The following is a 26,989-nucleotide window of genomic DNA, read 5'->3' on the forward strand; positions in this document are numbered from 1 at the left end:
CGCATCTGGATTGCCGACGAAACACTTGCGTGTTTTGAATCACTCTCTGCGCGTGTTTAGTTTTCAAGGAACCACTCTGTGTTGGAGCTTTGACCGGAGTCTCNGCCCCGAGACAGCTCAACTATGTTACCACATTCCACTCATTCAAGTAAAGCGGAAATGTTTGGTTTTGCTGTCCGACCGCTTCACTGGTTCTCGAAGCGACGTCGACCAATATATCACGAATCTCTCTTGGAGATCCACCGGAAATTGTTTCCGGCATGGTCGCTGCCGACTTCAGAAACGCTGATGTGACGCGGTTTGTTGCTTCATTTTTCATCGCCGCCACAGCGGCGACGTCGAATAATATAGCACGGTTCGCCAGATAGAATCAACAGGAAATTTGATCCTAACCACGCATAGTCTATGCGTGGGCTTTGTACATGATTCCATGCTTCTGAAAAAGTTTCTGCGAAGTCACGAGCAAATGCTCCATTCAGCCGATACATGACGCGTGGCGTGCTCTGACACCCTCCACATCCCAATTTCCGCGCCATCAGGCGTATGGCATCGAACCATCCGTGAAATCGAAATGGGCAGCGCTATACGCTGCCCATTTCCACTCACGTATGAACCGGTGTTACACGTCGAGATCATTGTTGACCGTGGCTGTCGCCTTGCCCTGCTGAATCGCGAGCTGCCAGCGCAGGTACGCATCGATGAAGCCGTCCAGGTTGCCGTCCACAACAGACTGGGCGTTCCCGACTTCGTACCCGGTTCGATGATCTTTCACGAGCGAATACGGATGAAACACGTACGACCGAATCTGGCTGCCCCACGCGATGTCCTTTTGCTCACCGCGAATGCCAGCCAGTTCAGCTTCTTGCTCTTGGCGCTTTTTCTCGTAGAGACGCGCCTTCAGCATGTTCATAGCGACGGCGCGGTTCTGAATCTGCGACCGTTCGCTCTGACACGATACCACAATGCCCGTCGGCAAGTGTGTAATACGAACTGCCGAATCGGTCGTATTGACGTGCTGACCACCTGCCCCGGAGGAACGGAACACGTCAATCCGAAGGTCTTCCGGGCGAATCTCCACTTCAATGTCGTCGTCCAGTTCCGGAATGACATCGAGTGAAGCAAAAGACGTATGGCGGCGTCCGGATGCGTCAAACGGCGAGATGCGCACCAAGCGGTGAACGCCCTTCTCGGCTTTGAGGTACCCGTACGCGTTGTGCCCTTTGATGAGAAGCGTTACGCTTTTCACACCGGCTTCATCACCGGGGAGATAGTCCAGCGTCTCCACTTTGAAGCCTTTGTCTTCCGCCCATCGCGTGTACATGCGAAGCAGGATGGCTGCCCAGTCCTGCGACTCTGTGCCACCCGCGCCTGGGTGCAGTTCGACAATGGCGTTGTTCTTATCATGCGGCCCAGACAGCATCAGTTCCAACTCGAACTTGCCAATGGCCTCGTTTTGCTTCGCGGCGGCTTCGTTGGCTTCGGCAAACAAATCCATGTCGTTCTCCTCCGCCGCCAGTTCCAGCGTCACTTCCAGGTCTTCCTGGGCTGCCTTCAACACGTTCATTTTCTCAACGACGGACTTCAAGCCGTTGAGCTCCGAAATCACCTTTTGCGCAGCGCTCTGGTCTTCCCAGAACGACGGTTGCGCCATTTTCTCTTCCAACGTAGCAATGCGGGTTTCCTTCGCCGCTACGTCAAAGAGACCTCCCGATTTCCGCTAATCGCTTAGCCATAGTTTGAACCTCTGTGCGCAGTTCTCCAAACGTTTCTGCCACTGTTCAATCACCTCTTCATCAACGAGGTGTGGAAAGGCCACAGAAGACTCCACACCCCAAAGTCTGAATCTATTGTATGCTGGCGGTCTCCGCAATGGCGTGAACAAATCGCCATCTACATTGCCCACACCATACGGTGACGCCATGTCACAACAAGTTTACGACGTCCTTACGGGACTTAACCACCCTGGACCGGGACGCCCTCGTGGATGGGGATGGGCGGCGGTGTGGTCTGCACGCTCGCCTTAAACACGTACAGGATGACTTCCTCTTCGATGCTGTGAATCATCGCCTCGAACATCTCGAAGCCTTCCTTTTGGTAGATCACAAGCGGATCCGCCTGGCCGTAGGAGCGCAGGTGTACACCCTGGCGGAACTGGTCCATGGCGTCAATGTGGTCCATCCACTTCTGGTCTACCGTACGCAGCACGACCACCCGTTCCAGTTCTCGCAGGAACGGACCCAGTTCCTGTTCGCGCTGATTGTAATTGGCAATCATGAGTTGTTCGAGCTTCTCGTACAACTCTTCGCGCGACAGTTTCCGGAGTTCCTCTTCCGTCACTTGCCCCGGTTGCAGGAAGTGACGCTCTGCATACGCGATGAGTTCGGCCAAGTTCCAGTCCTCCGGTACCTGCTCCTCGGAGCAGTACACGTCCAGAATGTGCTCAATTAGATCCTTGCCCATACCTTCCACAATCTCGCGGAGGTTCTCCTGCTCAAGGATTTGCCTGCGCTGACGGTAAATCACTTCGCGCTGCTTGTTCATGACGTCGTCATAGCGGAGCACGTGTTTCCGGATGTCGTAGTTGTTGCCTTCGACTTTCCGCTGCGCGCGCTCCATCGCGCTGGTCAACATCTTATTGTCAATCGGCTGGTCTTCCTCGAGACCGAGTCTGTCCATCAAGCGCGCGATGTTGTCAGAGCCGAACAACCGTAGCAAGTCGTCCTCGAGAGATAGGAAGAACTGGGACGATCCAGGATCGCCCTGACGCCCTGCACGCCCGCGCAACTGGTTGTCAATCCGTCGGCTTTCGTGCCGCTCCGTGCCGATGATGTGCAATCCGCCCAGTTCCGCAACGCCTTCGCCGAGGATGATGTCCGTGCCGCGGCCTGCCATGTTGGTGGCGATGGTCACCGCGTTCCGCTGGCCGGCCCGCGCCACAATCTCAGCTTCTCGTTCGTGGTTCTTCGCGTTGAGAACTTGGTGCATGACGCCGCGACGCTTCAACAGGTTGGATATAATCTCCGACTTTTCAATGGACGTCGTACCGACCAGAACCGGCTGTCCTTTCTGGTGACGCTTGACGACTTCCTCGACCACCGCATTGAACTTGGCGCGTTCCGTCTTGTAAATGACGTCTGTCAAGTCCTTGCGGATCATCGGACGGTTGGTCGGAATCACCACCACGTCCATGCCGTAGATTTCTGTGAACTCTTTTTCCTCTGTCTTCGCCGTACCGGTCATACCGGCAAGTTTTTCGTACATGCGGAAGTAGTTCTGCAGCGTGATGGTCGCCAACGTCTTGCTTTCGTTCTGAACCTTGACGCCTTCTTTGGCCTCAATCGCCTGATGCAGCCCTTCGCTGTAGCGGCGGCCTTGCATGAGGCGGCCGGTAAACTCGTCGACGATGATGATTTCGTCGCCAGCCACCACGTAGTCCTTGTCGCGCTTCATCAAGAAGTGCGCCTTCAAGGCCTGCGTGATGTGGTGCATCAACGTGACGTGGGCCGGATCAAACAAATTCGACACGCCAAAGAACTTCTCCGCCTTGACTACACCGCTGTCTTCCGTCAGGTTGACGGTACGCATCTTCTCGTCGACGTTGTAGTCTTCCGGTTTCAGGCTGCGGACGAACAGGTCAGCGCGGAAGTACAAATCCGCAGACTTTTCCGCAGGACCGGAAATGATGAGCGGCGTTCTCGCCTCGTCAATGAGGATGCTGTCCACTTCGTCGACGATGGCGTAGTGGAGCTTGCGCTGCACCATTTCGTCCAGCGACATCACCATATTGTCCCGCAAATAGTCAAACCCGAACTCGTTGTTGGTTCCGTAGGTAATGTCCGCGTTGTACGCTTCGCGCTTTTCTGCGTGCGACATGTCGTGGACGTTCAACCCCACCGTCAAGCCGAGAAACCGGTGAATCCGACCCATGAGCTCCGCGTCGCGCCGAGCCAGGTAGTCGTTGACCGTAATGACGTGAACGCCTTCGCCGGTCAATCCGTTCAAATACGATGGAAGCGTCGCGACCAACGTCTTCCCTTCACCCGTCTTCATCTCAGCGACACGGCCCTGGTGAAGGACGATGCCGCCCATCAGCTGAACGTCAAAATGGCGTTGGCCTGTGACGCGCTTCGAAGCTTCGCGCACGACAGCAAACGCCTCAAACAACAAGTTGTCCAGTTTTTCTCCATTGGCAAGCCGTTCCCGAAACTCAACGGTCTTGCCAGCCAATTGTTCGTCTGACAGTTTCTCCATATCAGGTTCAAGCGCGTTGATCCGAGCTACCATGCGGCGCAACCGGGCCACTTCACGCTCGTTCCTGTCAAACACCTGTTTCAGGAGTCCCACCTGGAGGTCACACCCCTCTCATCACTAGCTTGTCCGTCGGCGAAGCATTACTTGCCTGCATTTGCGCAGCGAGCGCGAAAATCCCATCTGATGTACCGTCAAAGTACATGCAGATTGAAATTTTCGCGCATCCTCACCGCCACGCTTGTTGATGGGTCACTTCCCGTGCCGGACAACCGTTACGTATGGGCACTTCACGTACAGTCCTCTGTGGGCTGCCGCCAATACGTCTCCCATCGTAAGATTGTACAATGAAGAAGCGGTGGACCACAACTGCCATTGGAATGAAAAGCCTTACTTTTGGTTTATCCCGCAGAGGACTGAGCGGCTATCTTGCCTGTGATGATACCAATGATGGCCCCGACAATCAGCATCAACCACCACGCGGAGTGAATATTGCTGAGCGCAATCAGTAAAAGGATGCCTAACACGACGTTCGCAACGATTTCTCCCAGCAAGCCCAGCGTCGCCATCGACCGCACACTGGACGTCCCCCAATGGAACGCTTTCCAGCCAATGAAAAACAACAGGATTTGGCCAATCCACGCCAGCACAATCACGCACGCCATCCCCTTCCCATGATGCGCCACTCGTTTCTAGGCAGCTGCCCAGAACCGTGGTACATCGTATGCGGGTGGGACATATGGAGTGCACGGCTTCGGATCAGCGACTCCTGGAATCTGCCACTTGTGCGAGATACCTCGCTCTCGCGACCATAAAATATACAGCTGTAAACAGGGCATAGATCCCGACCACGCCCAAGAATATGGGCCAAGTGGATCCGTCCAACCTATGCAGCGTGATGAGATGCGAGAAGTCTACCATCGCGAAGGCACTGTGCACCAACGCCACCCCCACTGGCACAAAGAACAAGAGAAAAAGCTCCGCGGTCAAAACGCGCCCCATTTCCTGGCGCTGCATGCCCATGCGCCGGAGACTGAAGTACTGGCTGCGGTCGCTTTCGTACTGCGCTTGGATTCGAAAGTAAATGGCACTCGCACACGCCAACAGGAACAACGCGCTGATGAAGAACCCAGCAAACAGCATCACGGAAAAGATCTGTCTGGTCTGACTGTCCGCCGTGATGCGGTCGGTCAGGTACATTGACCCCGATTTCGGTAACTCTGACTTGAGTACCTGTACCACAGCCTGAGACTGTTTCCACTTCGGCACACTGAACCCGTGCAGGGTGTACTTCGCGCTGTCCGGCAAACTGGATGTGATGCTCACATAGTCGGCATCAGAGACCACAAGTACGAACTCTGGCAATCCGCCATCCCCTTGTTCGTTAAAAATGCGGGTGTCGGATTGTCCGTTGAGGACCAGATTCGAATGTAGAACACCCATCACACGGATGTGCGGATCGGTGAATATTCTCGGCATGACCAGAGGATAAGGTACATACAAGTTGGCGTGCCCCGGTTGCGGTGCTGCCAGTGCTTTGAGATACGGTCGCAATGCCGGCTCCGCGTTCACCAGCGCCTGGCGAACGTGCTCAAACGTAGATTCAGATACCAGGACGACCTTCAGGCCACGCTGCTGAGACTGTCCCCTGATAGTGGCCACACTCACAGACGCACTGACCATCTGTGACGCAGGTGTGCCCGCGGCGCGGAGTTTGGCCTGGACTTGTTCCGGCGTCAGCGGCCCTGGTTGCGATTGGCGGTTGACCGTCATGACGGTGAACGGATCGATATGGGTTGAATTTTGATGGAGAATAGATTGAAACCTAAACATGGATGCCATGCTGGTGAGCACAACCGCCGACAACAGCGTGACCACCGTTAACACACGGGCGTTGTCCTTCATCCGGTGCGCAAAGCGTCCCGTCACCAACAACTGAATTCCGTTCAACGGGCGCTTTCGCAAGAGGTTTAAGACCAGGACGGAAATCTGACTGAACAACAGGTACGTGCCTATGGACACCAAAATCAAAATCGGGAAAAAGTACATGGTGGTGGACTGCAGACTGTGGCCCACGGCCAGGTAGTAGCCCAGCCCGAGCGCCACTAGGCCGGCTACAACACCAAGCCAAGAGGTACGCGGTGGTTTTTGTCTCGTCCTATCGGCCAGCAACAGGGACTTCGGCGTCCGCATGGCCGCTCGCGATGCTGTGAGCCAACCCTCGACGACAAATAAAACGCCGAAGATGAAAACGGTAGAGACCACAGCACCGGTTGGAACTTCGAATGGAATGGTGGTTGGGAGTTCCAAAATCCGCCCCATCGCCATCAGGAACAGCTTTAAAAACAACGTACCGGCCGCCATGCCAACGACCATCGCCAGCACACCGAGGAACACACTTTCCGTAAACACCATGCGCCACACTTGAGTTGGCCCCATGCCGAGAACGCGAAACAAGCCAAACTCCTTGCTCCGCATCCGAATCAGCGCAGCGTGGAAGAACAAGATGAACAGCACTGCAAAGAAGATGACGATGTACTCGCAGCCACCGAACACGTACGCCGCGCTTTGCGTCATATACCCGTGCTTCACGGCGTTGTTCTGGGAAAAGCATGAGAACATAAAGAACACCAGGACGGCGAGCGCACTCGACGCAAGGTACCCCAGGTAGCGCCGCGTGTTGTGCAGCGTAATCTTACATGCGAGCTGGCGCCATGTCACTGCGGGTCCCCTCCAATACCGCCAGTGTCTGCAATATCTCCTGAAAGAACACCTCGCGTGTGCGGGGCGCGTCCAATCGCGAAAACACCTGGCCGTCCTTAATGAAGACCACGCGGCGGCTGTAGCTGGCCGCGAACGGGTCATGCGTGACCATGAGGATGGTGGATCCGTGCTCCTGGTTCAACCGCTGAAAGATTTCGAGCAGCGCTTTCGCGGACGCGGAATCCAAGTTACCCGTCGGTTCGTCGGCAAGGATGAGTGCCGGATTGTGGACCACAGCCCGAGCTACCGCCACTCGCTGTTGCTGTCCACCAGACATCTCATACGGATACTTATCAGCGTTGGCCTCCATACCGAGGAACTTCAGTGTATCCAGCACCTTGTTCCGCACTGCCACTCCGCGCTTGCCATCCAGCGCCAGCGGCAACGCGACATTCTCAGCTGCAGTCAGGCTGTCCAACAAGTTGTAGTCCTGGAACACGAACCCCAAGTGGCGCCGACGAAACAACGCGAGCTGAGACGCCTTCATCTTGGCAATGTCCTGACCCTGTATCCACAACTCACCGCTTGTCGGCTTGTCAATCCCGGCCAGGATATTGAGCAATGTCGTTTTCCCGCTGCCAGACGGCCCCATGATGCTCACAAACTCGCCGTTCTCAACGTCTAGGTCAATGCCATTCAACGCCTTTGTGACCGCATTTGCATGCCTGGCGCCATATACTTTGGTCAAGTGTTTTGCCTTCAGTACACTCACAAATGACAACCTCCTACGCACATCACTGGATTTGTCGCGTGTGCATCGCCCGTTGATGTGAGTATGCCATGGCTTCGGTCTGCCCCGCCTTGTTCGAAACTTACAATGCAGACGATGAATCTTACAGTTTTGTCACATAGATTGTGGATGATAACAAACGCGGCGGCGACATAAAGATAGGAGTCGGTGGCATCCGACTCCTACGGTACACGCCTTTGGATGTGGAGCTCCCACACTAGGACAAGGACATCATAGAAGCAGGGTGATAGTAGTCTGACCGCGCAATTCGCACCGTGACCGTTGTCCCGTCTCCTTCTTTCGACCGCACGCTCACACGATGTCCGAGCTTGTCCACCACTTCCCGAACCAAGTACAGTCCCATGCCCGTCGCTCGCGAGTGCATCCGACCGTTGGCTCCCGTGTAAAACGGCTCAAACACATGTCGCACGTCGCGCTCTGGTATGCCAATGCCCTCGTCCGTGAAGTCAATTTGAATCTCGTTACCGCAATCAAAAACGCGCAACCAAAACGTGCAGGCCACGTGGTCACCCTGCTCGTCCAACTTGTGTCCGTACTGAAGCGCATTGCGCACGATTTGCTCCACAATGAACGCAAACCACTTTTTGTCCGTCAAGGCCCATACGTGCTCACGTGGGCATTCCAACTTCGGATAGATCTTTCGCCGTATCCATTCCGCCTTGTGCTGATTCACGATATCTCGCAACACCACAGGCACATCCACCGCTTCCAAGTGCGAGTCGAACGAAAACGAGTTCAGCCGTGCGGTGTACATCATGGCGTCAATCGAAGCCTCCATCCGGGCCGCTTCTTCGGCCAATTGGTCCATCCACTCGCGCTGCAAGGTATCGCCGGACCATCCGGCCAGCGCTTCTTCCACCGAGTAATGAGATGATCCGCCCTCTTCCACCCTCTCCGCACGCCGTGACCGTCCGCCTTTGTCTGCGGCCTGCCGCATTTCCTGTTCCAGTAAGCGAATGGCCGTCACGGGTGTCTTCATTTGGTGGGCAAACCGAGTTGCAAATGTCTCAAAGAAGCGCTGGCGTTCCTCCAGCGCAGCCAGATTTCTCATATACACCGCGTGATATGCGCTGAGCAATTGCCCGAACAGCCGCTGTTCCTCAGTGGCCGCGACCAGTGGGACATCCCCTTCCGAGATGGACATTTCCCGAGACAACCGCGCATGGACATCCCGGTAAAACGGGCGGCGGATCCAATACTCCAAAACGAGGTACGCACCTAGGGCAAACAAAGCGAGAACACTGGCATACGCAACCAGGTCTCCGGGAATGGGCTTACCCGATTCCGCCGCGGCCAAAACCAGAACCGTCGTCAGCAAGAAGTCTCCCATGACGTAGAATAGCGCCACGCGCCATTGATCTCGAAGAAAGGTCCAGAAACTCATGTGACATCTCCTTCGTACGGTTGGAAACGATATCCGAGGCCGCGCACCGTCACCAGCGCGCCTTGCAACCCAAATACCGCCAGCTTCTTGCGCAGCCGCGCCACATTCACGGTGAGGGTGTTGTCATCCACGAAGTCGGTGTCATCCCACAACGCTTCCAGCAACGTGTCGCGACTAACCACACCACCCTCCGCCTCCAGGAGTAATCTCATCAAGGCCAACTCGGTCTTCGTCAGCGACTCCGTTGCGTCCCGGCTTTCCATGGTGGCTCGGCGCAGATCAATCCGCGTGCCTCGAATGTCAAATACGTCACAGACCTGGGTACCCTGTGATTCGGCGTACTCCCCGTACGCTCTGCGCAACATCGCACGGATTTTTGCAATGACCACGTCTATTTCAAACGGTTTGGTGATGTACTCGTCTCCACCGTGTTCCAATGCAAACACCTGATCCATGGCGCTGTCGCGTGCGGACACGAAGATGATGGGAACCTTCGAAAACATGCGAATCTGACGGCACCAGTAAAAGCCATCGAAGTAGGGAAGGTTGATGTCCAGCAACACCAAATCCGGCCCCAATGTTTTCACTTCGTCGTCTACGTGTTGCAAGTTTTGTGCGCGAGACACACGGAATCCAAACCGCTCCAAATGCTGTTGAAGCAAATAAGCCACGCTGTTGTCGTCTTCCACCAACAAAATGTGGTTACGCACGTGTATACAAATCCCCCGCCATGTCAAGTTGTCCACATCTTATCATGAACGCAGATGTTTCCTGATGCAAAGACAGGTAAGGGCACCGGCGACGTCGCCAGTGCCCATGCTTGTCTATGTTTTGAAATTACCAATTATTCTAATTTTTAATGCGTAGCCCTTGTGGTTCGTTGCATCAATTTGGTTCAATCAACCCGTACGTACCGTTCTTGCGCCGGTACACCACGTTCACTTCATCTGTCGCTGCATTCGTGAATACGTAAAAATCGTGTCCGAGTAAATCCATCTGCATCATGGCTTCCCGCACATCCATCGGCTTGATGGGAAAGCGCTTTACTCGAACCAGCTCTTCCAGAAGGTCTTCGTCCTCATCTTGCTGTGTCGCTACCGCATACCCCGCATACCTACCGTTTTCACTGGACGTCTTAATCCTGGTCCGCAGTCCCTTCTCTCGGAACCGTTGATTGAGTTTGGTTTTATGTTTATGAATCTGTTGCTCCAACTTGTCGACGACCATGTCAATCGACGCGTACATGTCGTTGGACTTTTCCTCCGCTCGAAAGAGCACGCCATGTACCTGGAGCATCACTTCTACGCGATGAATCCCTCGTTCCACCGACATGGTGACGGAGACATCGCGTTCAGGTGGAGCATCAAAGTACTTTGCCAAGCGACCGATTTTCTTCTCTGCATATTCCTGAAGCGCCGGAGTCACTTCTAAATGGTCACCGCGTACTTGAATGTTCATAAACATCAACTCCTCCCTCTGTGTATGTATTATACATCAGCAGGAGGAGTCGTTGTCAGATAATTTAAGGGGATATAAAGAATGTGATGATATTTTTAAGACAGCACCTATGACTGCACGTTCAACGCCAATCCAGGCATCTGACGGGATTCCGTAAACCTGCGCAGTCCTTCCGGTGGAAACTTTTGAATCACTTCGCCCGTGTTCTTGTCTAACACTCGGTTTCCATCATCCATACGTTCCCCTTATTCAGCCGAAGACACCGGCATGGCAGCTTCCGTCCTCAACTTCATAGACGCCTGAACCCACGCTTCCCGGAGTTCTTCCACACGAGGGTAAATCTCATCAATCGGATGGACCGCCTTTTTTACGTTGGCTTCGGTCAAGCGACGCAGGAAGTACTCGTACAATGCTGCCAACGCGTGCGAGATTTCGTACTCCATCTTGAGCGTGTTTCTCAATTCGTGGACAATGTCCTGGGCTTTGACCAATTGGCGGTGTGCTTCCGGCAAGTTGGACGCCAGAATCTGTTCCTTTGCACTCCTCATCGCCAGTAACAGGCCGTCGTACAGCATGATGAGCAGTCTATCCGGACTCGCGGTCTGTACCGACATCGCCTTATACCGTGCGTACGCTTGTGGATTGACAGACATGGTGACTCCTCCTTGAAGTTAACCCTGAGTATCGAAATGAGCGCCACGACCATGGTCTTGGGAAACAGGATAATATCGCTTCGTGACTTGAAGCGCATGCTCTACCTGGGTCATTTGCTTCTGTAGCTCCGACTTACGTCGGTCAAGACACTGTGTCAATGTGGTATTCTGTTCTACCACTTTGGCTAATGTGCTGTGCAAGGCGAGCGCTGCATCCCGAGTCAGCTGATCTTCCGCCTGCTCGGCCACAGTTGTGACAACTACTCTTTCGGGACAGATCCCGGTCTCTTTTTCTCCTGCTGCATTTTTATGCGCAACTTGGCGCTGGCCGCAGCCAGTGAAGCGCTCAATTCCTTCGTACAAGACGCACAATACCTTCCCGCCTGCGTGGGATTGCCACACCGCTCGCAGGGATAGTTTAGATTCGGGTTGTTCCGCAAAATCAGTCGACCGTCCCGAATCAAATCGATGATGAACTCCGTTGCAACACCAGTGTCCTCGGTTACCTGTGTCATGGTGGCATCTCGATTCTTGCGGAGGTACGCTCGCACCGTCTCACACGCCTGATCCTCTTCGGCAATGCAGGCGGGACAAATGTTTCTCCGGACTTGGCTGAAGATGCGGCCACATCGTTTGCAATTTGCGATTGGCACCGCCATCCCCTCCTTTGCCCTCCATTATATCTATTGAAAGCCTACCTCTACTAGCAAAAATTGACGACATTGACAACGAGGCACTGAGAAGGATGCTGCTTGTGCGTCGGATGCCTTCAAGGGATTGTCGAATCTGTAGATATCTTTTGGAGCAAACAACGTAGGTGATTGTGTCATAATGAAGGCACTCACGACGTGTTGAAAGAGGTGTCTCTCGTGGCTCTATCCAAAACTGTAAGCGCCATCACAGTGGTCGCAGCGGCCGTTGCTCTCGGTGGCGGCTGGTACTGGTACCACACATCATCGGAGCAAGCCAAGCAGGAACAAGCCCTTCGCCAAACATTAAGACTCGCCGACTTGTCCGAGAAACAAGCGCCCGACTTCCACCTGACAGATCAACATGGCAAACAAATCTCGCTGTCTGATTTCAAAGGCAAAGCTGTGGTTCTGCAGTTCATGGACCCGGTCTGCACGGACGTGTGCCCCATCGTCTCTCAGGAAGTGATTCAAGCGAATCACTCCCTCGGCGCAAAGTCGGACGACGTCGTGTACATTGCGGTGAATGTCAATCAGTATCATGAAAAGCCCGCAGACACACTGGCGTTTTCGAAGGAACACGGCCTAGACAAGTTACCCAACTGGCACTTTGTCACCGGAGACACGGCCTCTCTTCAAGCGGTCTGGAAAGCGTATAGCGTTTACGTAAAGCCGAATCCGGATGGAGACGTCGTGCATAGTTCTTTCATCTACTTCTTGGACAAAGACGGCAAGGAGCGGTACGTGGCAAATGCCTCGGACGACAAGTCGGCCATTCCTGGCATGAGCAAGGGCATCGCGTTCTTTACAAACAAGTTGATCTAGCACCTTCACTCCACGTCTGCGAGCACGAGGGCTGCAACCCGCTCGGCACCACCGGAGAGCAAAGCACATGCACACATGTACAGCGTGGCCCCGGTGGTGACGATGTCGTCCACGAGAAGAATGGACTGCCCCGCAACGTTCACACCTGATTTCACATGGTAAGCGCCCCTGAGTCCTTGGAGACGCTCCCGCGCATTTTTTGCCGTTTGCGACTGCGTGAATTCATCGTGTGGATTCGGGCGGCGCGTAAGTCCCTCCACAACAGGCAAGTGCAGAATTCGAGCGACTTCATCCGCCAGCATGCCCACGTGGTGGTACCCTCTCTTACGAAAACGGTCTGGAGAGGTCGGAACGGGAATCATCACCGTCGGACGTGCGTTCAACCACGCTTCATTCCCTCTCTCGTTACCGGCCATGAACTGGTTGTACGCTTCAGCCGCCCAAGTAGCGAACCACGGCGTGAGCGCAATCGCACCATCGTACTTCCACTGGCGGATGGCATTGCGAATGGCTCCCTCGTATCGTCGCGCGGCAACAATGGGCATGGTTCTCTGAGAGCCCACGCTGCCCGCAGAGGCGCCAAGGCGAATCCGTCGTATATGATGAATTTGCGTAGTCGGCGAAACGTCCTGTATGCAAAACAGGCAGATACCTGGGATGGTATCTGCCTTGGAAGAATTCCCATTGGTATAGGAGTGACTGGCACTCGGATAGAGGGGTCTTTGACACAGCAGGCAAGCTTCCTTATCGTCCAGGAAAATCGCGTTCAACACGAGATTCCATACGCGGCGCAACAGGAACCTGCGCGTCTGCAGTGTCATGCGTGGGCTCACTCTGGCACAACCTCCGACGGGTAGTAAATCAAGGCGAGCAACCCAGGTCCCGTGTGTACCCCAATCACCGGTCCCAGTTCCGCGACTTCTGCGTAGATGTTCGGGTGTTGTTCGACCAACTGGTTCTTAAGGGCTATCGCGTCCGCTTCCCGCTGGGCGTGGACGACGCCCACGCGCAGTGGCGTACCCTGGCTCGCAACCTCATGGAATTCATTCAGGATGCGTTCCATCGCGCGTTTATGGGTACGTACCTTTTCAAATAGCTCGACACGGCCATCGCGTATCGTCAAAATCGGCTTGATCTGCAGCAACGCGCCGAAAACAGCGGCTGCACCACCAATGCGCCCACCTTTGTGCAGGTTGTCCAGCGTATCGAGCACAAACCGGGCTGTGGTGTTCTCAATCGCCCGCTGCCAGAGCGCCACAATCTCCTCGGGCGTTCCTCCGCGCCGAGCCAATTCCGCGCCATCCAGTAGAGGCCCCGCAATGCCGTAACTGGCAATCCGAGAGTCCACCACAATGACGTTGCCGTCGACCATGGAGGCGGCCGTCTCGGCGGATCGGACCGTGCCACTTAACTGACCGGAGAGCAACAGACACATGACTGTGTCGTGGTCTTTCAACAGCCGTTCAAATGCAGCAACAAACTCCCCTACAGGCGGCTGTGATGTCGTCGGAAGCGTCTTCGAGGCGGCCATCCTGTCATAGAAGTCGGCAGTGCCGAGGTCTTCTCCTTCCCGATAGGCCTTGCCCTCAAAGATGACGGAGAGCGGTACAACTGTAATGTTGTACTTCTCCTTTTGCTCCGGCGTCAAGTATGCCGTACTGTCTGTCACAAAAGCTATCTTCTTCATAGGATCCCTCTTTGTCGGTATTTCACTCTCATTACATCAAACATCGTGAAGCGTGCCTAGTACATACTATGGAACCTGTACGAAAAATCTGCACTAATGCAAATTGTGCGTCATTGGTCGCTCAGACTATGCTAATATCGGAATAGAAAACCTATTTTTGGCGCTTAATATCGTTGTTGAAGCGGTGATGATAATGCCTAGCATCGGTGAAAAGATTCGCGAAGCCCGACTCCAACGCGGCCTTACGCAAGGCGATTTAGCGGAAGACCTGGTGACGCCAAGCATGATCAGCCAGATTGAAGCGGACAAAGCAAAACCCTCCTATCCTCTGCTGACCGCCATTGCCAATCGGTTGGGCTTGCCTGTTGAACACTTCCTAAACGAACTTCAGGATCAGTTTACCCTCACCACCTACCTGCGGCTGGCAGAGTACTACCTTTTGCTAAAGCAGCCGGAGATGGCCGAAAGCACGCTGCGTTCGGTCGACCCCCCCCTCCCCCCTGGCCTGGACTACCAAGAATACCACCTCTACCTGGCGCGGGCATGCCGAATGCTGAACCGGTCTTACGAAGCCATCATGCTTCTGGAAGACTTGCGAGAGCAGGCACTCCGGCATCAAGACAGGAAACTTCTGTTTTCTGTCTGCAAGGAGTCGGGCTACGTAGAGTTTGCCATAGACAATGCGGACGGTGCAATGCACGAGTGGAAAAAGGCACTGCATATCGGAGAGACACTGTGGGCAGAGGGCGAGTGGGGGTCTGTCGAGGCGCAAGCTGAACTGTCCGAAGTCTGCACGTGCTTACACCAACTGTACACGCAAATGAGAGACACGTCCAACGCCTTGAAGATGGCCACACGTGCCGCAGAATTGACGAAAGGTTTTGGACGCGTTCGGGACATCGCGAACGCCTTGGTGTCAGACGGTGTGCGTGCCCTGGAGGCTGGTGATTCCGCTCGAGCCAAGTTGGCGTTGGAGCGCGCGATTTCCGTTATCCACACGACGCAGTGGATTGAGCAAGCACTTGTGGCATGGGCAATGCAGCCGACGGCAGACAAGGAGACTGATCCGTGGGAACAAGCGGCGATGGCGACAACCACCATGGATCCAGCCATCCACTTGCAAGCAGAACTTCACCATATTGCGCGGCACCTGGAGCAGGGTGACGCTGTGGGCGCGCTGGAGCAAGTCCGGCGGTGCAAGGATTTCATGGCATCGTGCGAATCGGAGATTCCTGGTTTCTCTTCTTGGCAGAACGGGCTACGCCACCGCTTGGAGGTCAAAGCGGCACGAGCTCATTTTGCGCTAGGCCAAGTGTCTGAGGGAATGCGTATCTTCCAGGACACCAAAGAGGCGCTGATGCAGGAGGGATTACATAAATTTGCAGCCTATGTCGTGGCTCAGTGGGTGCAGTGCGAGATGGAGTCTGGCCAAATGAGCAAAGGATTGGAACTCACTCAGGAATTGCAGAAGTTGTTGGTGCAAGCAAACAACCGAACCTAAGACTCGGTTGTCCCTCCATTTGAATACGACTGCTCACCTGCGTCATGCGAGGCTTTCTTCGTCTGGGGAGATGAGTCCCGTCTCCCGGACGACCTCGATGAACGGTTCGACGAGGTCTGGATCAAATTGACGCCCAGCACAAGCCCTGAGCTCTTCAAACGCCTCTTCCATTGTGCGCTTGCGCTGATAAGGTCGACTCGTAGTCATGGCGTCGAAACTGTCAGCAATGGTCAAAATCCGCGCTTCCAGCGGGATCTCCTCGCCCTTCAGACCGTCCGGATAACCGGTTCCATCAAATCGCTCGTGGTGGTGGCGAATGATGGGAAGGCACGGGGCGAGGCTGGGTATCGATTTCGCCATATTCTCCCCGAGTTCGACGTGGCTCTTCATGATTTTCCACTCTTCTCGCGTCAAAGGCCGACGCTTGGTCAACACTTCAATCGGCACCTCGACCTTGCCGATGTCGTGAAGGAACGCCCCAAACCGCAAATAGCGAATAGATTCTTCCTGTAGCCCAATCCGCTTGGCCAAAGCCACCGCATACACGACATCGCGCTCGGTGTGCGCGTATGTATACCTGTCTTTCGAGTTGAGAATCGCCAGGAACACCTTGATGGTTTTCACAATTTCCTGGTCGACTTCGTCCATCCTGAGTTCACGCTGCATGTCGTCGAGCACAGACGTATACACAGACACCTTGTTGCGGCCTGTGAACTTACCGTTGTACAGTGCGTCGTCGACCTTCATCAATAGCTCGCTCTTCGACTCCGCTTGGTCGGGATAATGCGCAATACCGATGCTCACAGTCAGCTTCTTGGCAGGTATCCGTTCTGCGCCGGGAAACTGAGTGTTTTCAATGGCCAGTCGAAGGCGTTCCGCCTTTACGTTGGCCTGTGCGATGTCATAGTCGGGCAAGACAATGAGAATTTCTTCGCCGCTGTATCTAGCTATTTCTTCTTCGTCAATACGGTTTTGCGAAAGAATGTCAGCAATGGACTTTAGCGCTGCGTCTCCACGCACATGTCCCCAGACCTCGTTATACCTTCTGAAGTGGTCCACATCCAACATCAGTACGGCGAAAGAGCGCTTCTGCTCAATGAGTGCGTCAATGAGAGACTGAATATACCGGTGATTATGTAGACCCGTCAGCTCGTCCTTAATCGCAAGTTCCGTAAAGCAGTATGAAAACAAAACTCTTTTCTGGTAGTTCTCCACTTGGGTTCGCAACGAAACGAACTACTTCAACCGCGAGCACAGTACAAGTAGTAAAGCAGACTCCGTTAAATACCTGAGTGTACCATCGTGATTTGTAACGTAAGCTGGACACAATGCCGTACATAATGCCAGCCCATACGACGAGGTAAATTGGATAACAGAGTGAAAAACCGGTCAGATAAACAGTTTCTAGGCCAATGTTGTCAGTTGGCGTAACCATGATCCGGAACCGCTCAACAAGCAGCAGCAGGCCAGTCAGGGTGTACATGACAACCCAATCTGGAATAGACGGGGATGAAAAGTGTGACCAAGTCCATGCAGCGAGTGCAAAGAGAAGGCCCAACGCATACATGCAGTTAAGGAGTGATGGAAGACTCCGACTTGCCACCAATCTTGTCCACCCCCTTCTCTGCGCGCATGGCATGCTGTATCAGTAGAACCAAACCTATGGCAAAGAGAATATCTCCAACGCTGATGAGACTTACGGGTTGTATCGCAAAGCTAAAAATGTCTCCTAAAAAATTTAGGTGAGTAGTTGATGACATTGCCACACTCTTCCCATAATGCCCGCTCAGAAGGAGTGGGACATAGCTCGGCGCCATGTGCTGTACCGCTGGCACATAAGCTGGCATCCGCAGCCCATTTACTAACATCACGAGAAAGTTTGCGGCAGTTCCCACCCCTGCCCATAACAAACCTTGAACGCGAACATTGATCAGACAGAAGACCAGAAGGACACAGTAACTAAGCACAAGTACGAGTTCATAAGCCAGCCCATTTAAGTACGCGATGGAAACATGTTGCAGTCCATATGCAACTGGTAAGATCCGGAGCGCCCGCAAGCGCACGTTAGGAATTGCCCAAAGACTTCCCTTCCTGAGCCAACCTATTATCAATCCAGTAAGTACGACGCAGGCTTGAAACGCCAAGCTCCCACCTCATTTGACAGTATGTGGTGCGTAAATAGGCCGGGGACATGTTCCCGGCCTATTTACTCGAAGTCACGGTGTCAGCGACCATCCTGCCTGCGCCGCAACTGAAAACAGTACAATGGCGCCCAAAATAAGACCTGCTTTGACTTTTTGCATCGGTGGTTCCTCCTCAGAAATGGATTCGTTCTCCCACTCTGAAGTGCTGTAGTGTATGAGATGTGCTAAGAGTCGCTTGCGTCAATATATAAAGAATATTCCGTCTCTGAAATAATTGCTAGAGTCTGTCGAAAAGATAGGAATTTTGTCCCGGAAATTTTCAGGAACACCCTACGGTCGGTGTCTTTCGATGGCAAATGACGCAAAAATCCCCTCGACCGGTGTCGACAGGGGATGGAAAGAATCAGATTGAAATCAATTCACTCGCACAACCACGCGACGTCGCGAGTGACGTCCCGCACCATGCCGTTGACGCGGAGGTCGTAAATACAACCAACGCGAGGGGACTGCAGACAAAGCGCTTTCAATTGATGGAGCAACTCAGAGTCGTCTGCGACGCGAACGTAGTCGATGCAGTCGTGACAGGCGGTCATGCGCTGCACAATCTGACCGGTATCATCTTGCGATGCGACGTCGAAAACGAGGATGCGGCGTTCGCGAGTGCCAAGTGCGGTGCGGATCATCAAGGTACGTAGCGTGCCTTCAATGTCCCGTTCAGCGTGTTGAACAATCAGGATGATTGTGAGAGGATGGGGATTCCGCTGCGCGCGGCGTTGAATACTGCGGACGCATTGCCGCACCACTGCGAGAGCCCCGTATACTGCAAGTGCCCAGAAAATCAGAGCCTCCACCATGGCCCTCACCCCCTGCAGCATTATATGCCGAGCAACTGGGAGTGGAACTGAAACAGGACCCACAAAGGCGCTCTTTTCGGATATGTCGAGCGTGCGTTCGAGCCTAGGATAGGATGGCTAGGTTGTCAGCCACTTCTTCTGCAAGGCGATGACCACGGCTTGCGTCCTATCGGTGACAGACAGTTTTGCAAGAATGCTAGAGATGTGGTTTTTGACCGTCTTTGGTGTGATGTGCAACGTTTCTGCAATTTCTTCGTTTGACTTGCCAAACTTTAAGTGACGAAGGATTTCCATCTCGCGTTCCGTGAGCACTTCTCGCCAGGAGTCGTTAGTCGCATACCGTTCCTTGAACTGCGCAATCACGGTTTGGGTGACTTGAGGGTGCACAATCGCTCGACCTGCGGCAACTTCACGCACGGCACGAACCACCTCGGAGACCGAACCGTCCTTCACCAGATATCCTGAAGCACCGGATTTGAGCGTCTCCAGGACATAGCTTTCATCGTCGTGCATGGTGAGGATGACAATGCGGACATGCGGATACTGCTCGCTCATTTGTTTGGTGGTTTCCACGCCGTTTAGAATGGGCATGTTGATGTCGAGCAACAGGACGTCGGGGTGGACTTCCTCCAATCCCTTTAAGGCTTCTTCGCCGTTCCGCCAGAGACCTACCACCTGCATATCTTGTTCAAATTGCAATACGTCTCGCAACGTTTCACGAAACGCTTCGTTGTCGTCAGCGATGGCAACACGGATGGTTCCCATGTCTGTTCACCACTTCCCTCTACGGTGTGAAACAAGTTGCGAATTCAATTCTGGACTGCATCCAAAATTTCCTCCTTGTCAGTTTTCAAAATTCCGACGAATCACAGGTTCAGCACATTCTGAACACAACATCTCTCTCGTCGTCGGTAAATCTCTCTACTAATAATTTCAAAATCATTCAATGGATAAAAAAACGGCGTCGACGAAAATCGTCAACGCCACAGCAATGGGGTAAGGGTGATGCTAATAGATTCGGGTCAACCATGACATATATGAGGGTCGCCCAAGCTTTTTCTCGAAAAAACTTAGATGTTCTTCGCGTCAGCACGCAGTGCTTCCGCCTTGTCCGTCCGTTCCCATGGCACGTTCAAGTCGGTCCGCCCGAAGTGCCCGTACGCTGCCGTTCTCCGATAAATCGGTTGGCGCAACTCCAAGTCGCGGATGATGGCCGCCGGACGGAGGTCGAAGTGCTTGCGAATGAGTTCCACGATTTTCTCTTCAGGTATGGTGCCCGTGCCGTAGGTATCCACAGAGATGGACACCGGACGCGCAACGCCAATCGCGTAGGCTACTTGAACTTCACATTTCCGGGCCAACCCAGCGGCAACAATGTTCTTTGCTACGTAGCGAGCTGCGTACGCGGCACTTCTGTCCACTTTCGTCGGATCTTTTCCGGAGAATGCCCCGCCACCGTGGCGAGCATAACCGCCGTATGTGTCGACGATAATTTTCCGCCCGGTCAAGCCAGCATCGCCTTGCGGTCCGCCAATGACGAAACGTCCTGTGGGATTAATGAAATACTTGGTGTCTTTGTCCAACAACTCGCTCGGAACCACCGGTTGAATGACGTGCTTTTGCAAATCTTCGGCGATGGTGCTGAGCTCTGTATTTTCATCGTGTTGTGTCGACATGACAATGGTGTCCACGCGGACAGGCTTGTCCCCGTCGTATTCAATGGTCACCTGAGTCTTTCCGTCCGGACGCAGATACGGCAAAGTCCCATCTTTGCGGACTTCGCTCAATCGGCGAGACAGCTTGTGCGCGAGCGAAATCGGCAGTGGCATCAGTTCCGGCGTCTCATCGCAAGCGAAGCCAAACATCAACCCCTGGTCGCCAGCGCCGATGGCTTCGATTTCTGCGTCCGTCTGACCTTGACGCGCCTCCAAAGCTTGGTCTACGCCTTGCGCGATGTCTGGAGACTGTTCGTCAATTGAGGTAATCACGGCGCACGTTTCCGCGTCAAACCCAAACTTTGCTCGGGTGTACCCGATGTCCGCAATGGTCTTGCGAACGATTTTTGGTATATCCACGTAACAAGATGTGGTAATCTCGCCAGCGACGAGCACCAATCCTGTAGTGACCGACGTCTCACATGCTACGCGAGCGTATGGATCTCGGCTGAGAATTTCATCCAATACAGCATCGGAAATTTGATCACAGATTTTATCCGGATGGCCTTCCGTTACGGACTCCGAGGTGAACAAACGTTTCGCCACGGGCAACCCCTCCTTCAATCCCGTGTAATACGGTAAACAAACCTAGCATATGGTATTATATTTCACGCCGTGCGTCAATGAACTTAGGGCGGGTACATGCCCGCCCTATCAACAAATAATGGTTCATTCTGTTTTAGCCTTGCGGTTTTGCCATCGCCTGTTGCGCAAATGCGACCAACCGCTTGGTGATTTCGCCGCCACAAGCTCCGGCTTCGCGAGTGGTGATATGTCCCCAGTAATCTTCACCGCTTCCCTTCTGAACGGCAAGCCCGAACTCCGCGGCAATTTCGTACTTCATGTCGTCCAGCGCCTTGTGTGCACCTGAGTACAGTAACGCGTTGCTTTTCGATCCCCTGGCCATCCACAGCACCTCCAACGTGAAGATTTCCGGCGTTTTACCGGTAGACCTAGTGTGGTCCTTCGCCCTGGAGGTCAGACTGTTCACATGTTGGCCAATTAGGTATCGTGGCCCGCTTTACGCAAAACATGCCAAACAAACCGCGGCAATGCGAGCTGTCGGCGCCAGCGAGACGGCTGCTTGAGCAAACGATACAACCACTCCAAATTCAACTTTCGAAACGCCGCAGGGGCGCGCTTGACGGTTCCTCCCCAGACGTCAATACTGCCTCCGACACCGATGGCAACACAAGGCGGTAAGCTGCCGAGCCAATGATAAATGAGCTTCTCCTGCTTGGGCTGACCAAGCCCGACTAACCAGACGTGGGGGGCAAACGATTCAATCTGCCCCATGATCTCCGGTAGGTCTCGTTCTCTAAAATATCCATTACGTCCCGCAAACTCACACAAAGGGTAATCTTTGCGAAACCGCCGCAAACAAGCTTTTAAAGACGATTCTGAAGCACCGAGTAGAAAGACGCGCAGCGGTTGGTGGCGCTGCTCTGCGGTATTTAGCAACTCCTGCACCAACTCGACGCCGGTCACTCGCTCTTGAACGACTTTTTTCTTCCGGTTTGCGGCCCACACCACGCCAATACCGTCTGGCGTGACCAGGTCGGCCACGTGAGCGATGTGGCGAAGTTCCTCATCTTTCTGCGTCTGCATGACGAACTCCGGACCAGCCGTGATGACCATGCGCCGGGTCTTTTCGTCAATCCAATGAAGTAGTTGTTCCACCACCTGTTGGCGGGTCAGTGTATGAAAGCGGACGCCCAATACGTGAACGACCGCGTCTTGTTGAACTTGAGCTCCTAGCGTCATATTGCACTTCCTTCACAAGAGGATAGGCATGTCCCGTACCTGTACCACATATTTTATACGGAGCCCATTCCCCAGCCAAGGTTGTGGGCATGTTGAAAAACGACCTTTGAAATACTACAATCGAAAACCGTGATTGGCTGATTCCATAAGTCGTTACGGTCAGGAAGGAAGCTGAGTCGTGGAAGAGCGAACCACACAGCGTGTTGAGACGCTGCGCGCAAAATTGTACGAAATTGTCGTGGAATACAACGGAAACCTACTTCATCCACGGGTCATCCAGGCCAGCCAATGCCTGGACGCGGAAATCGCCGGCATGATGCTGGCCGAAAGTCATTCCGCCTCTGTCCCTGCACCATCCTCCACCCTGTATTCCAATTGAACGCGCCAACTTCTCATGGAGCCGCCTGTAACAACGGCAGAATCGGGTTTTTCCGGTCTACTTCAACGACGCTCGTCACTGTCACTCCAAACAGTGAGGGATCTTCTAAGTAGATGGACTTTCCGTCATTCAGTGTCACCCAAGCGTTGACAAAGCCGTACATTCCATAATGGTAATCCAGCGCGAAGCCGCAGTAACTCACTGCTTTTCCGTTGTAATACAGCGGTTTGTCTGGATCCAAATCCATGTATGTCGTGATATCGTCCGGCGGGTTCTTGTCTTGTGTTGTGTCCTCTGCTTTGCCGTTGCCTTGCAACGTGCCATTCGGGAGAACCATCAACTGTTCTTGCCCTGCAGACATTTTGACACCGTGCCAGACGGTGTTGCCGTGTTGCAGCACCCGAATATAACCTTGAAACGATGGATTCGCCTTTACAGTGACTGCAACGCCATCATCACTCGTCCGACCAGCTTGTTTCAGCAGCGAGCTCAACGTGCTGTTCAGCGCGGCGGGCGTACCTCCAAAAGCGGCTTGGAATGCCGCGTCGGAACTCATACCTTGTTTCATGGCCTGCAAGTACTTTGCCAGCGATGCTTCTCCATGTTGATGCGCAAGATAACTGATGGCCAACCAATCCTGCAGTTCCAAATCGTACGACGCGTTCCCTGCCAACACTTGTGCCTCGTCTTTCGCAAGCGGAACGAGGTTGCCAGAGACCGCAGCCTTCATGACACTCTCTGCCATCTGCCGAGCGTAACCGCCATACGAAACCGGATTTTCCACCTTCGCTTGTACCTTCATGCCGTTGTACACAGCCAATCCCTCATTGACCCAGCTCGGAAGGTTGTCCACGTTGGCATTCAGATAGGCATTCAGAAACGCGTGTGTTAATTCGTGTGCCAGCGTGTTGGCCAAATCGGCGTTCGAAGTGTTTTGATACAGCGGCACCACGATATCGCGGCCCATTGTAAACCCACCGGTATCTTGCGAATACCGTTGAGCGTCTTGGACCGAGACGCCAAGTGAATTGAGTGCATCCTTATAATCCGTGGCATTTTGCGCAAGATATATGTGAACCGGGCCGCTCGTGCTCATTTGTAGCGTACGGAACACCGTGTCGACAATGTGGTAGTCAGACAACAGCTGGTTGACGCTCTTCACTTTGCCAACCGGAACATCGTGCCCATACGCCGTGACGTGAACCGCTTCGGCGGCATCCACGTGCGGTGTGGGCAAGGGCGTAGTGCCGTTTGACGAAACTGTGGCATTCGTCGGCTGAACGCGATGAGAAGTATCGGCCGGTGGTTCACTGCGATGGTCTGAAGACGGCGATTGGGCTGATTTCATGTGGGACAACGCATGGATCCAGGACTGCACCTGTTCTGGGTTGTGTTCGTACACCAACGTCCCCGATGCCACAGCGGTCAATGCAATGGCAAAAGCTGAAATGGTAAGATGAAACCATTTATCCGAGCGGCGGGCCATGTCTTTCCCCCATTCTGAGGCCATCGTCGATACTTGTAGTGTAGCCGGAATGCATACAGATTGAAACGTGCGTGTTTTCGGAACTTGATTCACAATTTTTGATTGACTTTACAATGGCATTCGTGTTATGTTGGGATCGAAGTAAAAATTTCTACGAGTACAATGAACTTGGCAAGAGTACGGAATGGTACCGGGGACAGTGCCAGTACATGGTACTTGCAGTAGGAGGCATTTTTAGTGCAAGGTACAGTTAAGTGGTTCAACGCAGAAAAGGGTTATGGTTTCATTCAGGTTGAAGGTGCGAACGACGTGTTCGTACACTACACCGCGATTTTGGGAGAAGGATTCCGTACTCTGGAAGAAGGCCAACGTGTTGAATTCGACATCGTCGATGGTCAACGTGGTCCGCAAGCGGCTAACGTTACCCGTCTGTAAGTTTTAAAGAAAAATAACAAAACGACGCCCCAGTCTCTGGGGCGTTTTTTTGCGCACTTGTAGAGACCTTTGCAGCGAATTGACGGATCGACGACCACTGTAGTGGAGTTTTGCACAACGCGCATTGCGGAACCGCCATCTGAAGACACGTGCTCTCGACAGAAAAAGACATACTTTTCTGACGTGTCCATGTACATTTGTACTTGTAGACGCTGCAACACATTGCCACGCAGAACTCATCAGAAAAGAGGAGAGCTCGTATGACCAAACTCACCCGCAGTCTGGCCATCATCGGGTTGGCGAGTGCGATGAGCCTCACCGCAATTCCCACGTTTGCTGCAGCCGACACGAATCAATCCATTCCGCAGGGCGTTGGCTCGGGCGTGTTGAACAACACAAACTATTTCGGAGATCTCGACCCCAACACACCAGTCACTATCGATATCGTGATGAAGTTGCAGAACAAAAACGCGCTGGCCCAATTCATCAATCAGACCACAGATCCGAACAGCCGGAATTTCCGCCATTATCTCAGCCCAACAGACTTTGCTCGCCAGTACGCCCCAAGTGACGCCCAAGTTCTCGCCATCGTCGGCTATCTCAAGGCGTTCGGTATCCAATCTACCGTTTATCCGGACCATCTCATCGTCACTGCGAGCGGGACCGCAGGCCAGTTCAACAAAGCGTTCAGCATTGTGCTGAAGAACGCGACGTACCACGGCAAGCGATTCCACGCGACGCCGCAGGCGCCGAAGGCCCCGTCAAACATCGCGAATGACATTCTGTGCATCCTCGGCCTCAGCAACTACTCTGACTTTCATTCGAATGCCATCAAGCGCATGGACAACGGCGACACCTCCACCCCCACCGGCCCGCTGAACCTGACACCGCAAGATCTCGTCAGCCACTACCACGTGCAGCCATTGTACGATAAGGGAGCAACCGGCGCCGGACAGACCATCGGTATTGTCACGCTCGCAGATTTTAACGAGCAAGACGCATACGACTTCTGGAACCAGATGGGCATCCACGTCAAGCCAAGCCGAATCACCAAAGTCAACGTCGACGGCGGATCGGATTGGAATGGCTATGATGAAACCTCGCTGGACGTGGAACAATCCGGTGCTCTCGCACCTCAAGCAAATATTCGCGTATACGTTGCTCCCAACAGCGACACAGGATTTGTCGACGGCTTCGCGAAGGCTATCAACGACAACCAGGCGCAACAAATTTCCGTCAGCTGGGGAGAAAGTGAGACGGCCATCAGTTATCTCGTCCAGCAGCAGCTCGAGACGCCAGAATATGCAGAGGTGTTCAACCAACTCTACATGCAGGCCGCTGCGCAGGGCATCTCCATGTTCGCGGCAGCTGGAGATGAAGGGGCCTACGACGCGGTGCGCGAGTTCGGCCTGTCGTCAGGCATTCCAGGCGCCGCCTCCCTGTCGGTCGACAATCCTGCGGACAGCCCGTACATCACGGCGGCAGGAGGCACAACGCTGCCGTTCCACTTCCACTCCAGTTCTACAGGGTTGGACGTGCGCAATGATGCCGAACGTGCCTGGGGATGGGATTACCTCTGGCAGTACTTCGACGCGCGCGGACTGAATGACCCCAACGACTGGGTCAACCGTTACCTGGTGGGCGGCGGCGGTGGCTTCAGCCAGTTTTTCGCAACCCCGGACTACCAGAGAGGGGTACCCGGCGTCAATCGCTATACCGGCGTGAAGCAGTTTACGCCGACTGCGGATGGGTCCTCCCTGACGAGAGACGCGCAACCGACCATTGTAACAGGCACTGGCCAGGGGCGGAACCTGCCCGACCTCTCCATGAACGCAGACCCTTACACGGGATATTTGGTTTACTTTAGCGATCCAGGAGCGCCCGGAACAAACGCAGGATTCGCCACCTACGGCGGCACCAGCTTTGTCGCGCCGCAACTGTGTGGCCTGTCCGCACTCATCAACAGCAGCGACCAAACGCGCGTCGGTTTCTGGAACCCGCAAATCTACCGGTTTGCCTTGCAGAAAACATCGCCGTTCACGCCGCTCAACACCACCGGCCCCACCAACGACAACGGTTTCTACACCGGCAAGCCGGGTACCGTCTACAACCAAGCGACAGGGTTGGGGATTCCTGACATCGCCAAGCTCGCGGACGCCTTCGCCGCTTCCCGGAATCACCATTGACACGTCACCATGCGGCCGACAATACAAAAACAGCCCGCCTCACAGTCAAGGAGGCGGGCACGCTTAC

Annotated in this window: 26 protein-coding genes; 5 read left to right on the forward strand and 21 right to left on the reverse strand. The window is 54.0% G+C overall.

The window, feature by feature from the left end; genetic code table 11:
• Window positions 1-619: 619 nt before the first annotated feature.
• From prfB to YWK_RS0111135, 11 genes are all read right to left on the reverse strand, one after another.
• Window positions 620-1,733 (reverse strand): peptide chain release factor 2 gene (gene prfB / locus YWK_RS0111080; RefSeq protein WP_245578604.1). Its coding sequence is split into 2 segments (ribosomal slippage): window positions 620-1,708 and window positions 1,710-1,733, totalling 1,113 coding nucleotides; the frame shifts between segments, so codons are not numbered across the junction.
• A gap of 220 nt (window positions 1,734-1,953) precedes the next feature.
• Window positions 1,954-4,344 (reverse strand): preprotein translocase subunit SecA, encoded by a 2,391-nt coding sequence (gene secA / locus YWK_RS0111085; RefSeq protein WP_026964849.1) that lies wholly within the window; start codon window positions 4,342-4,344, stop codon window positions 1,954-1,956.
• A gap of 305 nt (window positions 4,345-4,649) precedes the next feature.
• Window positions 4,650-4,904: a hypothetical protein gene (locus YWK_RS0111090; RefSeq protein ID WP_026964850.1), complete on the reverse strand. Its 255-nt coding sequence runs from the start codon at window positions 4,902-4,904 to the stop codon at window positions 4,650-4,652.
• A gap of 103 nt (window positions 4,905-5,007) precedes the next feature.
• On the reverse strand, window positions 5,008-6,969 hold the full coding sequence (locus YWK_RS0111095; protein WP_026964851.1) for an ABC transporter permease: 1,962 nt from the start codon (window positions 6,967-6,969) through the stop codon (window positions 5,008-5,010).
• A complete protein-coding gene (locus YWK_RS0111100; protein WP_026964852.1) occupies window positions 6,944-7,723 on the reverse strand; it encodes an ABC transporter ATP-binding protein in 780 nt (259 codons plus the stop codon). The genes YWK_RS0111095 and YWK_RS0111100 overlap by 26 nt, the downstream gene beginning before the upstream one ends.
• A 235-nt stretch (window positions 7,724-7,958) precedes the next feature.
• Window positions 7,959-9,146 carry a sensor histidine kinase gene (locus YWK_RS0111105; protein WP_026964853.1) on the reverse strand — a complete coding sequence of 396 codons (1,188 nt, stop codon included), beginning with the start codon at window positions 9,144-9,146 and terminating at the stop codon, window positions 7,959-7,961.
• Window positions 9,143-9,856, reverse strand: coding sequence for a response regulator transcription factor (locus YWK_RS0111110; protein WP_084453649.1), 714 nt, complete (start codon window positions 9,854-9,856; stop codon window positions 9,143-9,145). The genes YWK_RS0111105 and YWK_RS0111110 overlap by 4 nt, the downstream gene beginning before the upstream one ends.
• A 175-nt stretch (window positions 9,857-10,031) precedes the next feature.
• Window positions 10,032-10,604: a ribosome hibernation-promoting factor, HPF/YfiA family gene (gene hpf, locus YWK_RS0111115; protein WP_026964855.1), complete on the reverse strand. Its 573-nt coding sequence runs from the start codon at window positions 10,602-10,604 to the stop codon at window positions 10,032-10,034.
• A 107-nt stretch (window positions 10,605-10,711) separates the two neighbouring features.
• Entirely contained in the window at window positions 10,712-10,840 is a 129-nt protein-coding gene (locus tag YWK_RS22665; RefSeq protein ID WP_281172243.1) for a hypothetical protein, read from the reverse strand.
• Window positions 10,841-10,849: 9 nt separating this feature from the next.
• A complete protein-coding gene (gene fliS / locus YWK_RS0111125; protein ID WP_026964856.1) occupies window positions 10,850-11,257 on the reverse strand; it encodes a flagellar export chaperone FliS in 408 nt (135 codons plus the stop codon).
• 260 nt (window positions 11,258-11,517) lie between these two features.
• Window positions 11,518-11,910, reverse strand: coding sequence for a TIGR03826 family flagellar region protein (locus YWK_RS0111135; RefSeq protein ID WP_026964858.1), 393 nt, complete (start codon window positions 11,908-11,910; stop codon window positions 11,518-11,520).
• Between the two features lie 216 nt (window positions 11,911-12,126).
• Here YWK_RS0111135 and YWK_RS0111140 point away from each other — a divergent pair, with 216 nt between their 5' ends.
• Window positions 12,127-12,771, forward strand: coding sequence for an SCO family protein (locus tag YWK_RS0111140; RefSeq protein ID WP_169727172.1), 645 nt, complete (start codon window positions 12,127-12,129; stop codon window positions 12,769-12,771).
• A gap of 5 nt (window positions 12,772-12,776) precedes the next feature.
• Here the strand turns inward: YWK_RS0111140 and YWK_RS21060 are convergent, their stop codons facing one another.
• Together YWK_RS21060 and YWK_RS0111150 are read right to left on the reverse strand one after the other, a co-directional pair.
• Window positions 12,777-13,604 (reverse strand): ComF family protein, encoded by an 828-nt coding sequence (locus tag YWK_RS21060; RefSeq protein ID WP_051375501.1) that lies wholly within the window; start codon window positions 13,602-13,604, stop codon window positions 12,777-12,779.
• A complete protein-coding gene (locus YWK_RS0111150) occupies window positions 13,601-14,458 on the reverse strand; it encodes a DegV family protein (protein WP_026964860.1) in 858 nt (285 codons plus the stop codon). The genes YWK_RS21060 and YWK_RS0111150 overlap by 4 nt, the downstream gene beginning before the upstream one ends.
• Before the next feature lie 193 nt (window positions 14,459-14,651).
• Here YWK_RS0111150 and YWK_RS21065 point away from each other — a divergent pair, with 193 nt between their 5' ends.
• On the forward strand, window positions 14,652-15,959 hold the full coding sequence (locus YWK_RS21065; protein WP_026964861.1) for a helix-turn-helix domain-containing protein: 1,308 nt from the start codon (window positions 14,652-14,654) through the stop codon (window positions 15,957-15,959).
• Between the two features lie 42 nt (window positions 15,960-16,001).
• On the opposite strand, the gene YWK_RS19540 is transcribed toward YWK_RS21065, so the two are convergent.
• From YWK_RS19540 to YWK_RS0111195, 7 genes are all read right to left on the reverse strand, one after another.
• A complete protein-coding gene (locus YWK_RS19540; RefSeq protein WP_084453652.1) occupies window positions 16,002-17,186 on the reverse strand; it encodes an HD domain-containing phosphohydrolase in 1,185 nt (394 codons plus the stop codon).
• Window positions 17,187-17,530: 344 nt separating this feature from the next.
• On the reverse strand, window positions 17,531-18,103 hold the full coding sequence (locus tag YWK_RS21070; RefSeq protein WP_051375503.1) for a DUF5317 domain-containing protein: 573 nt from the start codon (window positions 18,101-18,103) through the stop codon (window positions 17,531-17,533).
• A 419-nt stretch (window positions 18,104-18,522) separates the two neighbouring features.
• Entirely contained in the window at window positions 18,523-18,957 is a 435-nt protein-coding gene (locus YWK_RS0111175; protein ID WP_026964862.1) for a hypothetical protein, read from the reverse strand.
• 117 nt (window positions 18,958-19,074) lie between these two features.
• Window positions 19,075-19,722, reverse strand: coding sequence for a response regulator (locus tag YWK_RS0111180; RefSeq protein ID WP_026964863.1), 648 nt, complete (start codon window positions 19,720-19,722; stop codon window positions 19,075-19,077).
• Window positions 19,723-20,027: 305 nt separating this feature from the next.
• Window positions 20,028-21,224, reverse strand: coding sequence for a methionine adenosyltransferase (gene metK, locus YWK_RS0111185; RefSeq protein ID WP_156909129.1), 1,197 nt, complete (start codon window positions 21,222-21,224; stop codon window positions 20,028-20,030).
• Between the two features lie 127 nt (window positions 21,225-21,351).
• Window positions 21,352-21,579: an alpha/beta-type small acid-soluble spore protein gene (locus YWK_RS19550; protein ID WP_035466760.1), complete on the reverse strand. Its 228-nt coding sequence runs from the start codon at window positions 21,577-21,579 to the stop codon at window positions 21,352-21,354.
• 95 nt (window positions 21,580-21,674) lie between these two features.
• Window positions 21,675-22,436 carry a WecB/TagA/CpsF family glycosyltransferase gene (locus YWK_RS0111195; RefSeq protein ID WP_026964865.1) on the reverse strand — a complete coding sequence of 254 codons (762 nt, stop codon included), beginning with the start codon at window positions 22,434-22,436 and terminating at the stop codon, window positions 21,675-21,677.
• Window positions 22,437-22,614: 178 nt separating this feature from the next.
• On the opposite strand from YWK_RS0111195, the gene YWK_RS0111200 reads away from it, so the two are divergent.
• Window positions 22,615-22,815: a Spo0E family sporulation regulatory protein-aspartic acid phosphatase gene (locus tag YWK_RS0111200; RefSeq protein WP_026964866.1), complete on the forward strand. Its 201-nt coding sequence runs from the start codon at window positions 22,615-22,617 to the stop codon at window positions 22,813-22,815.
• Between the two features lie 13 nt (window positions 22,816-22,828).
• Here the strand turns inward: YWK_RS0111200 and YWK_RS0111205 are convergent, their stop codons facing one another.
• On the reverse strand, window positions 22,829-24,301 hold the full coding sequence (locus YWK_RS0111205; protein WP_026964867.1) for a peptidase MA family metallohydrolase: 1,473 nt from the start codon (window positions 24,299-24,301) through the stop codon (window positions 22,829-22,831).
• Window positions 24,302-24,538: 237 nt separating this feature from the next.
• On the opposite strand from YWK_RS0111205, the gene YWK_RS0111210 reads away from it, so the two are divergent.
• Window positions 24,539-24,736, forward strand: a complete 198-nt coding sequence (locus YWK_RS0111210) for a cold shock domain-containing protein (RefSeq protein WP_026964868.1) — start codon at window positions 24,539-24,541, stop codon at window positions 24,734-24,736.
• 260 nt (window positions 24,737-24,996) lie between these two features.
• A complete protein-coding gene (locus tag YWK_RS0111215) occupies window positions 24,997-26,922 on the forward strand; it encodes a S53 family peptidase (protein WP_026964869.1) in 1,926 nt (641 codons plus the stop codon).
• Window positions 26,923-26,989: the final 67 nt, after the last annotated feature.

Origin of the sequence: Alicyclobacillus pomorum DSM 14955, from assembly GCF_000472905.1 — a bacterium.
Lineage (GTDB): Bacteria > Bacillota > Bacilli > Alicyclobacillales > Alicyclobacillaceae > Alicyclobacillus_A > Alicyclobacillus_A pomorum.

Excerpts from the sequence above, each read along its gene's own strand:
- YWK_RS0111105 (WP_026964853.1), bottom strand. The coding sequence starts at position 9,146 with ATGAGTTTCTGGACCTTTCTTCGAGATCAATGGCGCGTGGCGCTATTC.
- hpf (WP_026964855.1), bottom strand. The coding sequence starts at position 10,604 with ATGAACATTCAAGTACGCGGTGACCATTTAGAAGTGACTCCGGCGCTT.
- YWK_RS22665 (WP_281172243.1), bottom strand. The coding sequence starts at position 10,840 with ATGGATGATGGAAACCGAGTGTTAGACAAGAACACGGGCGAAGTGATT.
- fliS (WP_026964856.1), bottom strand. The coding sequence starts at position 11,257 with ATGTCTGTCAATCCACAAGCGTACGCACGGTATAAGGCGATGTCGGTA.
- YWK_RS0111150 (WP_026964860.1), bottom strand. The coding sequence starts at position 14,458 with ATGAAGAAGATAGCTTTTGTGACAGACAGTACGGCATACTTGACGCCG.
- YWK_RS21065 (WP_026964861.1), top strand. The coding sequence starts at position 14,652 with ATGCCTAGCATCGGTGAAAAGATTCGCGAAGCCCGACTCCAACGCGGC.
- YWK_RS0111175 (WP_026964862.1), bottom strand. The coding sequence starts at position 18,957 with ATGGTGGAGGCTCTGATTTTCTGGGCACTTGCAGTATACGGGGCTCTC.
- YWK_RS0111180 (WP_026964863.1), bottom strand. The coding sequence starts at position 19,722 with ATGGGAACCATCCGTGTTGCCATCGCTGACGACAACGAAGCGTTTCGT.
- YWK_RS19550 (WP_035466760.1), bottom strand. The coding sequence starts at position 21,579 with ATGGCCAGGGGATCGAAAAGCAACGCGTTACTGTACTCAGGTGCACAC.
- YWK_RS0111195 (WP_026964865.1), bottom strand. The coding sequence starts at position 22,436 with ATGACGCTAGGAGCTCAAGTTCAACAAGACGCGGTCGTTCACGTATTG.
- YWK_RS0111205 (WP_026964867.1), bottom strand. The coding sequence starts at position 24,301 with ATGGCCCGCCGCTCGGATAAATGGTTTCATCTTACCATTTCAGCTTTT.
- YWK_RS0111215 (WP_026964869.1), top strand. The coding sequence starts at position 24,997 with ATGACCAAACTCACCCGCAGTCTGGCCATCATCGGGTTGGCGAGTGCG.